Genomic DNA, 13,591 nt, shown 5'->3' with positions numbered 1-13,591 from the left:
CTTCGCTCACTCAGCCCGGGACGCGGCGAATACGCGCGCCCAGCAGCTGCAATTTCTCTTCGATACATTCATAACCGCGGTCAATGTGATAGATGCGGTCAATTTCGGTTTCGCCTTCCGCCACCAGGGCTGCAATCACAAGGCTGGCCGATGCGCGCAGATCGGTCGCCATGACAGGTGCACCTTGCAGCTTTTTGACACCTTCAATAATGGCTGTATTACCTTCTATGGAGATGTCCGCGCCCATGCGGATCATCTCCTGCATGTGCATGAAGCGGTTTTCAAATACGGTCTCGCGGATCTTGCCCACACCGATCGCAACCGCATCCAGTGCTGCAAACTGTGCCTGCATATCGGTCGGGAATGCAGGATAGGGAGCGGTTGTAACACTGACCGCTTTCGGCCGCTGTCCATGCATATCCAGGCTGATCCAGTCTGCACCGGTTTCAATCTCGGCACCGGCCTCTCTCAATTTTTGCAACACGGCATCGAGTGTATCCGGCCGTGTATTCTTGCACTTGACCCTGCCTCCGGTCGCGGCTGCAGCCACCAGGAAGGTGCCGGTTTCAATTCGGTCCGGCAATACCGAGTAACGACAACCCTTGAGTGATTCCACACCATGTACGGTAATGGTGTCGGTACCGGCCCCGCGCACATCCGCCCCCATCGCATTGAGGCAGTTGGCAAGATCGACCACTTCAGGCTCACGAGCAGCATTTTCGATGATGGTTTCACCTTCTGCCAGTGCCGCTGCCATCAGGATATTTTCTGTCCCGGTTACGGTTACCACATCAAAAAACACACGCGCGCCCTTTAGACGACCGTTGCTGCTGGCACGGATGTATCCGTTTTCAACGACGATATCGGCCCCCATAGCCTCAAGGCCGCGGATATGCAGATCAACCGGGCGGCTGCCGATGGCACAGCCCCCTGGCAGGGATACTTCTGCTCGACCGAAGTGTGCCAGCAAAGGCCCAAGAACCAGAATCGAGGCGCGCATGGTTTTTACCAGCTCGTAGGGCGCGCACAGGTCGGTAATGGTACTCGCGTTGAGCTCAACGCTCAGCTTTTCATCAACAGTCAGATCCACTCCCATGCGGCGCAATAGCTCCAGCATGGTGGTAATATCATGCAGATGGGGCAAATTGCATATAGTGACCGGCTCATCCGCCAGCAAGGTCGCGGCCAGGATCGGCAGTGCCGAGTTTTTGGCGCCGGAGATACGGACCTCTCCATTGAGGCAGGCACCGCCTTCGATAATCAGTTTGTCCATCGGTATTCCTGCTGGAAACTCAGTTCAGTGCGGCCCATTGTTCCGGGGTATAGGTCTTGATGGTTACGGCATGAATGGCGCCGCTGGCGATCTGTTCGGTGAGGCAGCCGTATACCAATTGCTGCTTCTTGACCGGTGTAAGGCCAGCAAATACATCACCGACTACGGTCACCTGAAAATCACAGCCTTCCCCAGCCGTGTAAGCGGTGCAACCGTCAAGCTGCTGTTCCAGAATCTGTTTTACTTCATCGGCCTGCATTCGCTACTCCCGTGCTGCAACGTGGTCTGTACTCTTAAAACTGGCGCTGATGATAACGAAAAGGGGGACAAAAGGCGATTGACCCTCAGCGCCGCACACCCTCAAGCCCGACCAACTCGGCAATCGAACAAAGATCTTGCGGCGGACTTTCCAATATCAGATTGACCCCTCTGCGTTTCGCTTCACGCTGGCACACCAGCCAAAGCGACAGCGCCGAGCTGTCGACGCGCCCCACGGCCTCCAGATTCAGTCGACGTTCCCCCTCACGGGCAAAGAGTTCCTGCAGCAACGGCTCGCGCAGCGCCGGAACGGTCTGGAACGTCAAGTCACCGGAGACCCGGATAACGCCGTCGTTGCTGGTATCAAGCTTCGCTACTGTCAGTTTCATCCTGCCCGCCCGGCTGCTCCTTCAGGTTGACATCCTGCATCTGGTCAGCCCATGCCTCGATTGTGGCTGACATGGACCGGTTACGCTCATACAAATCAGCAAACTGGTTACGGAAGGTGATACGCAGATTGATGCCATCCACCATCACGTTCACCAGCGTCCAACGATCCTGCTGACGCAACATGTAGTAGACCAGTGTGTAGGTCTGACCATTAGCGGCCTGCATATTGACGCTCACGACCTGTTTGTCAGGCTCTGGGCTTTCCGAGCCCGGAACCTGCATGTCGTAGTTACGCAACTCAAAGCCGGAAATCGATTTGGCATAAGTGCGCAGCAGGGTTGTCTTGAACACATCCGCAAAGCGATCACGCTCCTCATCAGATGCACGACGGAAATACTTGCCCATGACTTGACGCGCGATGTAGGGGAAATCAACCACCGGCGAGATGATGGTTTCGATTTCGCCCATCATCTTTTCAATGTTCTCTTCTCCGGTCAGGCCGTCATTGTCCATCAACGCCAGCATGTCTCGGGTAGCGCTGTCGATTACAGCACTGGCCTCCTTCCAGCTGCCCTCTGCCACCGCCGGCTGAATCACCAGCACCAGCAATGCGACCAAGGCATTCCTGCAGACTTTAACCATCATCATTCACCTACCTTGTTGAACAGGAACTTGCCGATCAGCTCTTCAAGCACTAAAGCCGATTGTGTATCTTCAATGTAATCACCGTCGCCAAGCACTTCTACATCCGCGCCCGGCACAACACCGATATATTGCTCACCCAGAAGCCCAGCCGTCAGAATACTGGCCGAACTGTCAGTAGTGAGGTAATCAACTTCGTTGAAAATCTCCATCTCGACTTCAGCCATCAACATGCGTGTATCAATACGGATCGCGGTCACCTTGCCGATCTGAACACCAGACATCGATACCTTGGCCCTTGGGGTCAGGCCACCTATGTTTTCAAAACGAGCATATACCTTGTACCCCTTACCCTGTTCAGACAGGTTCAGACCACTGACGTTCAACGCCAGCACAAGCAGGGCGGCGATACCCGCCAGCATGAACGCTCCCACACCGATTTCTACGGTTCTCATGCGCATTTCAGAGTTCTCCAAACATCAAAGCTGTCAGTACAAAATCGAGCCCCAGCACCGCCAGCGACGAGTACACAACCGTACGGGTCGTTGCCTGACTGATTCCTTCCGAGGTAGGGATACAGTCGTATCCCTGGAATACCGCTATCCAGGTCACCACCAGACCAAAACAAACGGCCTTGATAACGCCGTTGACAACATCATCGTAAAAACTGACCGACTGCTGCATGTTGGCCCAGAAAGAGCCTTCATAAATGCCCAACCAATCTACGGCGACCAGAGAGCCGCCCCAGATGCCCACAACGGCAAAGATCATGGCCAGCAATGGCATGCAGATGAACCCGGCCCACAGGCGTGGTGCGACAATACGGCGCAACGGGTCGACCCCGATCATCTCAAGACTGGCAAGCTGTTCGGTAGCCTTCATCAGACCGATCTCCGCTGTCAGTGCCGAACCCGCCCGACCGGCAAACAGCAGAGCGGCCACTACCGGTGCCAGTTCGCGTACCAGACTCAGCGCAACCATCTGGCCAACCGCCTGTTCTGATCCGTAATCGACCAGGATGGTATAGCCCTGCAGCCCCAGCACCATGCCGATAAAGCCGCCGGATACTACGATAATCACCAGTGACAGCACCCCGACAAACCAGATCTGCTTGAGTACCAGTGGCAACATCACCAACGGCTGCGGCCTGGCTACCAGGGACTGAAACAGAATTTGGCTCGCCCGCCCAAGCGCCGCAAGTCTCGACAGGGATCGATGGCCCAGCCGCTGCAACATATTCAGCATCATTACCGTGTTTCTCCCAGCAGGTCCTGCATATAGTCCGGCGCCTTGTAATGGAACGGCACGGGTCCATCGGGCAGCCCCTGCATGAATTGGCGCACTTTATCGGAATCCACATCGGCCAGCTCCTTCGGGGTGCCGCTGGCAATAACCTTGGCATCCGAAAGTATGTATATATAGTCCGCGATCCCGAGGGTCTCCTTGATATCGTGCGACACGATAATACTGGTATGCCCCAGCGCCTGATTAAGCCTGCGAATCAGGTTTACCAACACACCCATCGCAATAGGATCCTGCCCGGTAAAGGGTTCGTCATACATTACGATATCCGGGTCCAGTGAGATGGCGCGCGCCAGGGCAACACGACGCGCCATGCCACCTGACAACTCACTTGGCATCAGTTCACGCGCTCCCCGCAGCCCTACCGCCTGCAGTTTCATAAGCACGATATCTCGGATCATTTCTTCGGGAAGATCGGTATGCACTCGCAGCGGAAAAGCCACGTTTTCAAATACATCCATGTCGGTAAAAAGCGCTCCGCTCTGGAACAGCATCCCCATGCGTTCACGCACCTCGAACAGTTCACGCCGGCCCAGAGTCGGAATATTAAGATCATCCAGCAGAATATCGCCACGATCAGGGCGCAGCTGGCCACCGATCAGCTTGAGCAAAGTTGTTTTGCCGGTACCGGACGGCCCCATGATAGCCGTCACTTTGCCGCGTGGTATTTTGATATCCACGCCATCAAAAATTGGCCGATCGCCACGGGAGAAACTCAATCCGCGGATATCAATAATGGCATCGCTTTCAGGCTTCATAGCGTCAGCATGGCTCCAGCTTCCGTTCAGATTCAGGCCTCTGTGACGAGCCCGCAATCCATACACAAAGGTGGGCAATATACCACTGCGACGGTTAAACTTGAACGTCTTCCTCAGGCTTGTCAGACATGCGTTAGGCGCCCCGGCCACTCTGGGGTAGAATGCCGTTTTTGGCAGACACAACTGATCAGGTGATACCGACCATGACTCAAAGCGACTACCTCCGATCCGGCCAGCAGACCATCCGCCTGGAACTGGAGGCGGTACAGGAGTTGCTGAACCACCTTGACGAGCATTTCAGCCAGGCCTGTAATCTGATGTTCAATTGCAAGGGTCGTGTCATTGTGACAGGTATGGGCAAGTCTGGGCACATCGGTAACAAGATAGCCGCCACCCTCGCCAGTACCGGCACTCCGTCGTTTTTCGTTCACCCTGGCGAAGCCAGTCACGGTGATCTCGGCATGTTTACCGGCAACGATGTCGTGCTGGCCCTGTCCAACTCAGGCGAAACCGCTGAACTCATTACCATTCTGCCGCTGATCAAACGAATGGGAGCCCCCATGATCAGCATTACGGCGAATGCCGATTCCACCCTCGCGCACAGCGCGGATGTCAATCTGCACATCCCCGTAGATCGTGAAGCCTGTCCACTGGGGCTTGCTCCAACTTCCAGTACAACGGCACAGCTGGTATTGGGTGATGCATTGGCCATTGCGCTGCTCGAAGCCCGCGGCTTCAGCAGCGAAGACTTTGCCTTCTCACACCCAGGTGGCAGTCTTGGCCGACGGTTATTGCTGAAAGTCGACGACATCATGCACACCGGTGAGGACATTCCTCAGGTCCAGGCCAGCACCTCGGTGCGTGAAGCACTGCTGGAAGTCACACGTAAACGCTTGGGCATGACGGCCGTGACCGATCCACAGGGTAAATTGCTGGGTGTCTTTACTGACGGTGACTTGCGCCGCACACTGGATCAGGAGATCAACCTCGCCAGCACACCCATTGCTGACGTGATGACAACCGAATGCACACGTGTATCTCCCGGCATTCTGGCCGCCGAAGCCCTCAGCCTGATGCAGCAGCGCAAAATCAACGCATTGTTGGTAGTTGACGAGCATGATCGGCCGGTCGGCGCCCTCAACATGCATGACATGCTGAAAGCGGGAGTCATCTGATGCATCTGGACAATTTTCCCACCTCATTGCGTGAGGCACTGAGTAATATCCGTCTGGCAGTGTTCGATGTCGACGGCATACTGACAGATGGCCGCCTCAACTTTCTGGCTGATGGCCGCGAAGTCAAAAGCTTTCACACCCTCGACGGCCTCGGTATCAAGCTGCTGCATCGCTGTGGCATCGAGACGGCCATCATCACGGGGCGCCGTTCGCCCCAGGTGGAGCAGCGAGCTGAAGCGTTGGGCATCACCTATCTTCGCCAGGGGCGAGAAGACAAACTGGTCGCACTGGATGAACTGTGGCAAACCAGTCGACACAACGCCGCCGATACCGCCTATATCGGAGACGACCTGCCCGACCTTGCCGCCATTCGCGCCTGCGCCTTTGGCGCCTGTGTACCCAACGGTCATCCACTGGTGCGCAAAGAGGCGGATTGGTGCAGCAGTGCCGCTGGAGGCAAGGGGGCCGCAAGGGAGTTTTGCGAGTTGATTCTGGCCGCACAGGGCAAACTCAGCGCCATCTACGACGAGTACCGCTGAATGCTGCAAAGTCGACTGAGACTCTCCATCGCCTTGATCCTGCTGCTGGTGCCCCTGCTCTGGTGGGGGTTTGCCTCTACCCGGCTGAACGACGAGCCTTTACTGGACAAGGGTGCCGCTCGGATCGACTTTTTCGTCCGCAAGGCCCAGATCACGCGCTGGAACCAAAGCGGCGAAATGGCACAGGCACTGAGCTCTCCTCTGATGCGCCACTACCCTGAGCCAGGTGAGATGCTGCTGGACAACCCAACCACCCTAATACCCCGCGAGCAGAGTGGTGAGTTCCGTATTTTAGCACAGGAAGGCCGTATGCCCGACTCACAGGAACGCATAGTACTTGCAGGGGATGTACAGCTTCATGATAATCCGCCTTCAGGCAGTGCCAGCGAGATGCTGACCGAGCGACTGACACTCTACCCTCCACGCGACTATGCCCACACAGACCTGCCAGTCAGGGTAATACGCGGCCTGGACCATATGGAAAGCCAAGGCATGGAGGTCTTTTTTGACGAACAGCGGGTTGAACTGCTGTCCGAGGTAAAAGGTACATACCATGCGAATTAACCGCCCTGTGTTGCTGACCACCCTGCTGCTGAGCCTGTCCGCCAGCGTGCAGGCACTGCCCGAGGATCGCAATCAGCCAATCAACGTCTCGGCTGACCGCGCCAGCATGAACGAGCGTACCGGTATCACCGTATACACAGGCGATGTGGAAATAATTCAGGGCAGCATGGAAATTCGTGGTGAGCGCGTTGAACTGCACCGTGCAGCTGACGGCAGCATTGACCGCATTATCTCCACCGGCAAGCCGGCCAGATTTCAGCAGCAGCCATCTGCCGATCAGCCCCTGACCAAGGCCTACGGTGAAAGGATGGAGTACCGGGTCAAGCAACAAGAGGTTACCATCACCGAAAATGCACGCGTCGATCAGTCCAAGGATACCTTCACCGGAGAGCGGATCGTTTACAATATGGCGCGTGCGGTGGTGAACGCTTTCGGCAGCGACCGCGAGGGCGGCGAACGGGTCAAAATGGTGATTCAGCCCAAGCCGACGGGGACCAACTGATGGCGACACTGGAAGCCTTGCACCTTGCCAAAAGCTACAAGGGGCGCCAGGTGGTACAGGATGTATCTCTGCAGATGGAAACGGGCCAGATCGTTGGTCTGCTGGGACCCAACGGTGCCGGCAAGACCACCTGCTTTTATATGATTGTGGGACTTATCCACGCCGACCGGGGACAAATCCGACTGCACCAGGACGACGTTACCCGCCTGCCCATGCATGAGCGCGCTCGCCGCGGTATCGGCTATCTGCCTCAGGAAGCTTCGGTGTTTCGGAAGCTGAGCGTACATGACAACCTGATGGCCATTCTGGAAACTCGCAAGGAGCTGAACACCTCTGATCGTAAGGCATTGCTGGAGCAGCTGCTGGAAGAGTTCCACATTACTCACCTGCGCAATAGTCTGGGTATGGCCCTGTCTGGCGGAGAGCGTCGACGTGTTGAAATCGCACGGGCCTTGGCAACCGAGCCTGACTTTATCCTGCTGGACGAACCCTTTGCCGGCGTTGATCCAATCTCGGTCAGCGATATCAAACAAACCATTCGCCACCTACAGTCTCGCGGCATTGGCATTCTGATCACCGATCATAACGTGCGCGAGACACTCGACATCTGCGAACGAGCATATATCGTAAGTGAAGGGGGGATACTCGCACAGGGCACACCGGCCGAGATCCTGGCTAACGAACAGGTTCGCCGTGCCTATCTGGGCGAGCAGTTTTCCCTTTGATCCTGAGTCGTCAATCATGTACATCCACTCCGTCCACCTGGCAGCTCTGATATGAAGCAATCGTTACAACTCAAGATCGGCCAGCATCTGACGATGACACCCCAGTTGCAACAAGCAATACGTCTGCTGCAACTGTCAACGCTGGACCTGCAGCAGGAGATCCAGGAAGCCCTGGAGAGCAACCCACTGCTGGAAGTCGAGGAGGAACTGGACAGCGCCGAAGAGACCCAGACTGAAGCCCGTGATGATCGTCACGACGCCTCTGCCGACAGCCTCTCTAACGACACCGCTGACGAGGACAGCTGGGACGAAAACGCACTGGAAGAGCGCTGGAATGATGAAATCCCTCGTGAACTGTCCACCGACAGCAACTGGGATGATACCTTCCAGCACCAGAGTACACCCGGTCCTGCCCGTGATGATGACTGGGAACCCGGTGATAACGATTCGGCCGAAGACAGCCTTCAGGATCACCTACTGTGGCAGCTCAACCTGACCCCCATGAGTGACCCTGACCGTATGGTCGCCATGGCCCTTATCGATGCTGTCGATCCGGATGGCTATCTACGCACGGACGTAGATGAAGTTCTGGAACACTTCACCCGGAGCGAACCCCAGCTGTTTGCAGATGCCGAGCCTGAAGAGATTGAAACGGTACTGCACCGCCTGCAACAGTTTGACCCGCCCGGTGTCTGTGCACGAGACCTGAGCGAATGTCTGCAGATACAGCTGCGCCAGCTGCCTGAAAATACTCCGATGCTGAAAGAGGCATTACGCCTGGTACGCGATCACCTGGGTCTGCTCGGCAATCATGACTATCGTACCTTGATGCGCCGCATGCGCCTGAAGGAAGAGGCCCTGCAACAGATCATCAGTCTGATCCAGTCGCTTAATCCAAAACCGGGCACCAGCATCAGCAGTGAACAGTCAGAGTACGTTATACCCGATGTTGTGGTGCGCAAGGTGCAGGGGCAGTGGAATGTAAGCCTGAACTCAGAGGCATCCCCCAAGCTGCGTATCAATACCGACTATGCTGATCTTATAAGACGGGCCGACAACAGCGCTGACAACACCTATCTGAAAAACCATCTACAGGAAGCGCGCTGGTTTCTGAAGAGCCTGCTGAGTCGCAACGAAACCCTGCTCAAGGTCGCCACCGAGATCGTGGCCCGCCAGATCGATTTTTTCGAGGAAGGTGAAGAGGGTATGAAGCCGATGGTTCTGCATGACATCGCTGAAGCCGTAGAGATGCACGAATCAACCATTTCCCGTGTCACTACCCAGAAATACATGCATACGCCCCGAGGCATCTTCGAGCTGAAGTATTTTTTCTCCAGCCATGTGAGCACGTCAGACGGAGGCGCTGCCTCCTCTACCGCCATTCGTGCCTTGATCAAGAAGCTGATCAGCGCGGAGAATACCGCAAAACCACTCAGTGATAACAAGATAGCCGACCTGCTGAAAGAGCAAGGATTTAACGTAGCCAGACGCACAGTGGCAAAATATCGTGAAGCGATGAACATTCCGCCTTCTAATGAGCGCAAGCGTCTGGTTTAATGAGACTACAGGCACGCCGGAAGAACGTGCTTTATGACGAGGAGAAAACCTATGCAGATCAACATCACTGGCCATCACGTCGAACTGACTGACGCCCTGAACGAATATGTACGTACCAAGTTCGACCGACTGGAACGCCACTTCGATAACATCACCAATGTACAGGTCACCCTCAGTGTCGAGAAGCTGCGCCAGAAGGCCGAAGCCGATATCCACCTGGCCGGAGGTGAAGTATTCGCAGCGCATGAGCATGACGACATGTATGCTGCAATTGATGGCATGGTGGACAAGCTTGACCGCCAGATCATCAAGCACAAAGAAAAACTCAAATCCCACAAATAACCGGTAGCAGCACGTCACGACATGCAACTATCAGAACTGCTGACCTCATCCCGTACACTCTGCCACGTCGATGTGGTCAGCAAAAAGCGAGCGCTTGAGCTCGCCAGCCAGACTATCGCCGAGCAGCTGGACGGCATGGCCGCTGAAGATATCTTCAGCGGCCTGATCAACCGAGAACGCCTTGGCAGCACCGGTATCGGTGAAGGCGTTGCCATTCCTCATTGCAGAATTCCAGGTGTTACAACAGCCATCGGATTACTGATGACGCTGTCCAGCCCGATTGACTTCGATGCCATCGACAACCGTCCAGTCGACCTGATCTGCTTCCTGCTGGTTCCCGAAGACGGCGCTGAAGAGCACCTGCAGACACTGGCAGGGTTGGCAGAGCTGTTCAACGACTCCAGCACCCGTGAATCACTGCGCAGCTGCGAAGATTCCTCAAGCCTGCTGGATCGCGTCCAAACTCTCTGCAGAGGCGCCTGACATGCGACTGGTCGTCATCAGCGGCCGCTCCGGCTCAGGCAAAAGCACCGCCCTGCAGGCACTGGAAGATGTCGGTTTCTACTGCATCGACAACCTGCCGGCCCTGCTTCTGCCCGAGCTGATCCGACTGATGCTGGCTGAGGAAAACCCTAATCGAGAAATTGCCGTCAGCATTGATGCTCGCAACCTTCTGAGCAACCTGAAACAGTTCCCCAGTGTGATGCGCACTCTGCGTGAACAGTCCAAGCTGAGCACCGAAACCCTGTTTCTTGATGCTGGTGAAGCTACTCTGCTGCGACGCTATAACGCAACCCGGCGGCGTCACCCGCTCACCGATAAACAACAGAGCCTGCAGCAAGCAATCCGAACCGAACGCAGCCTGCTCGAGCCCATCGCCAATCTCGCTGATCTGCGCATCGATACTACGCGGCTATCACTTTATGAGCTGCGTGACGAAGTCAAACTGCGTGTTGCCGGGCGCAGTGAACAGGTTCTGTCACTGCAATTTGAGTCATTTGGCTTCAAGCATGGTGTACCGCTCGATGCCGATTTCACCTTCGATGTACGGGCCTTGCCCAATCCCTACTGGGTCCCTGAATTGCGCCGTCATACCGGCCTCGACACCGAGGTGATCGAGTTTCTGCGCCAGTCGCCCGAAGTCAGCGAGATGGTGAACGACATACAGGCCTTCGTAAGCAAGTGGCTGCCTCAGTTCCAGGCCAATAATCGCAGCTACATCACAATCGGTATTGGCTGTACCGGGGGCCAACACCGCTCGGTCTATATTGCCGAGCAACTGGCTGGTTATTTCCGCAGGCATATGGATAATGTGCAGGTGCTACACCGAGAACTGAGTCAGCCTGCCGCAGGACCACACCATGATTGAAACGCGACTGACCATTATCAACAAGCTGGGCCTGCACGCCCGCGCCGCTGCCAAGCTGGTCACGCTGGCCAATCAGTTCAATGCCAACATCCGCATCAACAAGGATGGCCGCGAAGTGGATGGCAAGAGCATCATGTCCGTGATGATGCTGGCCGCCAGCAAAGGTACCGAAATCGCGCTTGCCGCTGAAGGGGATGATGCTCCTGAGGCGCTTGATGCCATCACCGCATTGATCAACAATCGCTTTGACGAGCCCGAATAAGATCGCGCTCCCCCTTTCCCCGGACAAGCGCCCACCTCCGATCGAGATCCGCCATGAGTCAGCAGGAAACCAAATCCAACCTGGAAGCATTGAGCGCCGCGCTTGAGGTCGGTGAACTGCAGCAATTGAGGTTCATGCTCAACAAGGGGCTAAAGCCGGTTGAAGTGGCGCACCTGCTGGAAAAGACACCTCCTCGCGAGCGCCAGATTCTGTGGAACCTGCTCAACCAGGAGCTGGAAGGTGAGGTATTGCAGTACCTGGGGGACGATGCCCAGACCGAAATCCTGAGCCGCATGGAGGCTTCAGAAGTACTCGCCATTACCGAGTCGCTGGAAACGGACGACATGGCTGACATCCTGCAGCAGCTGCCCGAACGGGTCATGAAGGAGCTGCTGCAGATCATGGACCAGCAGAATCGTGAGCGGGTCGAGGAAGTACTGGCGTACCCGGAGGATACCGCCGGCGGTCTGATGAACACGGATACAGTGACTATCAGACCCGACATCAATGTGGAAACGGTACTGCGCTATTTGCGCCGCCACAAAGACATCCCGGAAATGACTGACACCCTGTTCGTTGTGAGCCGCAAGGACTCCTACATTGGTGTACTGCCACTGACCCGCTTGCTCACGGCAGATCCCGGCGTGCTGGTGCGTGAAATCATGCAAACCGATGTAGAGCCGATTCCGGCCGACATGCCGGATGAAAGCGTCGCCCGCCTGTTCGAACAACTGGACCTGATCTCGGCCCCGGTAGTCAATGAAGAGGGCCGCCTGCTGGGCCGTATAACCATTGATGACGTGGTCGATGTCATCCGCGAAGATGCTGATCACTCACTGATGAGTATGGCCGGCCTTGATGACGACGAGGATACCTTTGCGCCGATCATGAAAACTACCCGCCGGCGTGCAGTCTGGCTTGGTATCAACCTGATAACCGCCTTTGCGGCATCCGCGGTCATCGGTCTTTTTGAGGCCACGATTGATAAGGTGGTCGCGCTGGCCGTACTGATGCCGATTGTTGCCTCTATGGGGGGCATCGCCGGCAGCCAGACACTGACACTGGTGATCCGCGGTCAGGCCCTGGGGCATATCGAGCGCTCCAATATCGGCTGGCTGTTCAACCGAGAGCTGGTGGTAGGGCTGTTGAACGGGATGCTTTGGGCATTGGTCGTTGCCGTAGTGGCTGTACTCTGGTTTCAGGACATGACGGTTGGTATCGTGATCGCCATGGCATTGGTAATCAACTTGATTGCCGGCGCCATGGCCGGCACCCTGCTGCCAACGATATTGAAATCAATGGGTATAGACCCTGCACTGGCCGGAGGCGTCCTGCTGACAACCATCACTGACGTGGTGGGCTTTTTCGCCTTTCTGGGACTGGCGACCCTGTTTTTTGCCTGATGGAAACTGTTATGAGCGATTTTGACCACCTGCAGCATGATGACGAAGAACAGCTGCCGCCAAGCAAGTCCCAGCTCAAGCGTGATGCAGATGAGCTGCAGAATTTGGGTCAGCGGATGACTGAACTGCGCCCGGACCAGCGAGAGAAACTGCCGATTGATGACCGCCTGCGTGCCGCACTGGATGAATACAGTCGCATAAAGGCCAATGGCGCCAAGCGACGCCACCTGCAATTCATTGGCAAACTGATGCGTACAGCGGATGCGGACGCAATCCGCGAAGTGGTTGACCGCTTCGACTCCGCTACGGCAGCCCACAACCAGCTGTTTCATGAGCTGGAGCGCTGGCGTGAACGCTTGATCAGCGAAGACAACGAAACACTGCAAAGTTTTATCGCCGCCCACCCGGGAGCGGATATTCAACACTTGCGCCAGCTGGTACGCAATGCCAAGCGCGAACGCCAGCTGGAGAAGCCTCCCGTGAATGCACGCAAACTGTTCAAGTATATTCGCGAGCTAAACGAAGTCTGA

The 13,591-nt window shown here is 56.0% G+C and carries 19 protein-coding genes; 12 read left to right on the top strand and 7 right to left on the bottom strand.

Translation table 11 applies throughout. The features are described from left to right. Positions 1-10: 10 nt before the first annotated feature. The 7 genes from murA to CFI10_RS03375 form a co-directional block, all read right to left on the bottom strand. Entirely contained in the window at positions 11-1,273 is a 1,263-nt protein-coding gene (gene murA / locus CFI10_RS03405; protein WP_091821708.1) for a UDP-N-acetylglucosamine 1-carboxyvinyltransferase, read from the bottom strand. Positions 1,274-1,292: 19 nt separating this feature from the next. Further along, entirely contained in the window at positions 1,293-1,532 is a 240-nt protein-coding gene (locus CFI10_RS03400) for a BolA family protein (RefSeq protein ID WP_091821712.1), read from the bottom strand. A gap of 85 nt (positions 1,533-1,617) precedes the next feature. After that, positions 1,618-1,920, bottom strand: a complete 303-nt coding sequence (locus CFI10_RS03395) for an STAS domain-containing protein (RefSeq protein WP_091821715.1) — start codon at positions 1,918-1,920, stop codon at positions 1,618-1,620. Then, on the bottom strand, positions 1,895-2,569 hold the full coding sequence (locus CFI10_RS03390; RefSeq protein ID WP_242530092.1) for an MlaC/ttg2D family ABC transporter substrate-binding protein: 675 nt from the start codon (positions 2,567-2,569) through the stop codon (positions 1,895-1,897). The genes CFI10_RS03395 and CFI10_RS03390 overlap by 26 nt, the downstream gene beginning before the upstream one ends. Beyond that, a complete protein-coding gene (mlaD, locus tag CFI10_RS03385; RefSeq protein WP_091821718.1) occupies positions 2,566-3,024 on the bottom strand; it encodes an outer membrane lipid asymmetry maintenance protein MlaD in 459 nt (152 codons plus the stop codon). Before mlaD ends, CFI10_RS03390 begins: the two co-directional genes overlap by 4 nt. A gap of 1 nt (position 3,025) precedes the next feature. Then, positions 3,026-3,808 (bottom strand): lipid asymmetry maintenance ABC transporter permease subunit MlaE, encoded by a 783-nt coding sequence (mlaE, locus tag CFI10_RS03380; protein WP_206841881.1) that lies wholly within the window; start codon positions 3,806-3,808, stop codon positions 3,026-3,028. A gap of 2 nt (positions 3,809-3,810) precedes the next feature. Beyond that, positions 3,811-4,623, bottom strand: a complete 813-nt coding sequence (locus tag CFI10_RS03375) for an ATP-binding cassette domain-containing protein (protein ID WP_206839346.1) — start codon at positions 4,621-4,623, stop codon at positions 3,811-3,813. A gap of 203 nt (positions 4,624-4,826) precedes the next feature. Between CFI10_RS03375 and CFI10_RS03370 the strand changes: the two genes are divergently transcribed. From CFI10_RS03370 to yjgA, 12 genes are read left to right on the top strand one after another with little or no spacing between them, the layout of a single operon-like run. Beyond that, positions 4,827-5,798, top strand: coding sequence for a KpsF/GutQ family sugar-phosphate isomerase (locus CFI10_RS03370; RefSeq protein ID WP_091822833.1), 972 nt, complete (start codon positions 4,827-4,829; stop codon positions 5,796-5,798). Beyond that, entirely contained in the window at positions 5,798-6,337 is a 540-nt protein-coding gene (locus CFI10_RS03365) for a KdsC family phosphatase (protein ID WP_206839338.1), read from the top strand. The genes CFI10_RS03370 and CFI10_RS03365 overlap by 1 nt, the downstream gene beginning before the upstream one ends. Further along, positions 6,338-6,901: an LPS export ABC transporter periplasmic protein LptC gene (gene lptC / locus CFI10_RS03360; protein ID WP_206839330.1), complete on the top strand. Its 564-nt coding sequence runs from the start codon at positions 6,338-6,340 to the stop codon at positions 6,899-6,901. It begins immediately after the preceding gene. Next, a complete protein-coding gene (lptA, locus tag CFI10_RS03355) occupies positions 6,891-7,403 on the top strand; it encodes a lipopolysaccharide transport periplasmic protein LptA (protein ID WP_091821731.1) in 513 nt (170 codons plus the stop codon). The genes lptC and lptA overlap by 11 nt, the downstream gene beginning before the upstream one ends. Next, positions 7,403-8,128 carry an LPS export ABC transporter ATP-binding protein gene (gene lptB, locus CFI10_RS03350; RefSeq protein WP_091821734.1) on the top strand — a complete coding sequence of 242 codons (726 nt, stop codon included), beginning with the start codon at positions 7,403-7,405 and terminating at the stop codon, positions 8,126-8,128. The genes lptA and lptB overlap by 1 nt, the downstream gene beginning before the upstream one ends. Before the next feature lie 51 nt (positions 8,129-8,179). Next, complete coding sequence (locus CFI10_RS03345) at positions 8,180-9,685, top strand: RNA polymerase factor sigma-54 (protein WP_206839329.1); 1,506 nt, start codon at positions 8,180-8,182, stop codon at positions 9,683-9,685. Positions 9,686-9,736: 51 nt separating this feature from the next. Beyond that, the gene (hpf, locus tag CFI10_RS03340; protein ID WP_091821741.1) at positions 9,737-10,027 is read left to right on the top strand and encodes a ribosome hibernation promoting factor; all 291 of its coding nucleotides are present in this window, start codon (positions 9,737-9,739) and stop codon (positions 10,025-10,027) included. 21 nt (positions 10,028-10,048) lie between these two features. Beyond that, entirely contained in the window at positions 10,049-10,510 is a 462-nt protein-coding gene (locus CFI10_RS03335) for a PTS sugar transporter subunit IIA (RefSeq protein WP_091821745.1), read from the top strand. A 1-nt stretch (position 10,511) separates the two neighbouring features. After that, positions 10,512-11,396, top strand: coding sequence for an RNase adapter RapZ (gene rapZ, locus CFI10_RS03330; protein ID WP_206839328.1), 885 nt, complete (start codon positions 10,512-10,514; stop codon positions 11,394-11,396). Beyond that, on the top strand, positions 11,389-11,658 hold the full coding sequence (locus CFI10_RS03325) for an HPr family phosphocarrier protein (RefSeq protein ID WP_206839327.1): 270 nt from the start codon (positions 11,389-11,391) through the stop codon (positions 11,656-11,658). Before rapZ ends, CFI10_RS03325 begins: the two co-directional genes overlap by 8 nt. A 53-nt stretch (positions 11,659-11,711) precedes the next feature. After that, complete coding sequence (gene mgtE, locus CFI10_RS03320; RefSeq protein ID WP_091821753.1) at positions 11,712-13,061, top strand: magnesium transporter; 1,350 nt, start codon at positions 11,712-11,714, stop codon at positions 13,059-13,061. A gap of 11 nt (positions 13,062-13,072) precedes the next feature. Further along, positions 13,073-13,591, top strand: a complete 519-nt coding sequence (yjgA, locus tag CFI10_RS03315) for a ribosome biogenesis factor YjgA (protein WP_091821756.1) — start codon at positions 13,073-13,075, stop codon at positions 13,589-13,591.

It is taken from the genome of Marinobacterium iners, assembly GCF_017310015.1.
In the GTDB taxonomy this organism is placed as follows: Bacteria; Pseudomonadota; Gammaproteobacteria; order Pseudomonadales; family Balneatricaceae; genus Marinobacterium; species Marinobacterium iners.
This window is presented reverse-complemented; position numbering and strand designations above follow the sequence as displayed.